General features: G+C 67.2%; 1 protein-coding gene. It reads right to left on the reverse strand.

What is annotated here, in order from left to right:
• Nucleotides 1-19 precede the first annotated feature (19 nt).
• The gene (locus tag ACWF94_RS40950) at nt 20-457 is read right to left on the reverse strand and encodes a DUF6299 family protein (RefSeq protein ID WP_453500449.1); all 438 of its coding nucleotides are present in this window, start codon (nt 455-457) and stop codon (nt 20-22) included.
• Between the last annotated feature and the right edge of the window lie 588 nt (nt 458-1,045).

Raw genomic sequence — 1,045 nt, forward strand, 5'->3', positions numbered from 1 at the left:
ACACCGGGCCGACGGGACGTCAGTTCCGCCGCAGCTTCAGCTCGGTGCGGTCGGAGCCGAGGATGACCGGGAGCGGGACGAAGCTGCGCGAGGTGTCCAGCCGGAGCAGGGTCGCCTCGCCGCGCGCCCCTCCCACGACGAATGTGCCCTTCCCACGACCGCTTTCGCGCCAGGTGTGCACCCGGCCGTCGCACCTCGCCACGGCGCCGTCGGCATCGGCGCGGGCGTCGCCCTGGACCGCCCTGGCGCCGATGAGTACGGGACCGGAGCCGGGCGACGAGCACCGGTAGGAGCCGCTGAGCGTGATGACGCCGTTCTTCGCGATCCGCCCGGTCGGGTCGATGGTGACCGAGTCGGGGCCGAATCGCGCCTGTGCGGCGCCGGACATCACAGCGGCCGTGAGGACGGCGGCGACGGAGACGGAGGAAAGGGTCGCGATGCGTCTTGCAGTGATCATGCACGCCCCAACGAGCATGTCCGGCGGAGGTGTCGGACACCTATGCGAACGGGTGAGCGCCCCGTGATTTCCGTATACGGTTCACCCGACCGGGGGTGGTGAAGGTTTCAACGAGACCATTCATCCATTCGTGACCGATGGATCCCGGCCATCTTTCTCCCCTGTGACGGTGGTTCCGGAGGGCCGCGGAAAACACGAACGGCCCTGTGGTGATGGCATATGCCAGCTCTCGTTGAGTTCTCCGGGCGCGGCCCAATAATGCTGGGAACAGTTCCTGACAGTTCCCCGGACGAGTGTTTTCTCTCTCACTTGATCGTGAGTAGGGTGTGGTCCCGCTGTCGGTGATCCATGGAGAACCCGCAAGGGTCGGCCTGGCCGGAAAGTGCGTGGATGCTGTCGTCCGGGGGAAGGGGGAGGGGATCGTGCCTGCTGGCTCGTTCGATGGGCAGTACGTCTGGCATCCGGCGGCCGACGACCACCAACTCGCCCGCGCGTGCATCGATGTGAAGGCCGGCCGCTATCTCAGCGCCCATGAGGTCCTCCAGGAAGTCCGGGGCGACTTCGACATCCGGGCCCACCGTTCCCTGG

It is taken from the genome of Streptomyces sp. NPDC055078, assembly GCF_053607985.1.

What these genes read in the sequence shown, in the direction of transcription:
- ACWF94_RS40950 (WP_453500449.1), bottom strand. Translation starts at nt 457, where the DNA reads ATGATCACTGCAAGACGCATCGCGACCCTTTCCTCCGTCTCCGTCGCC.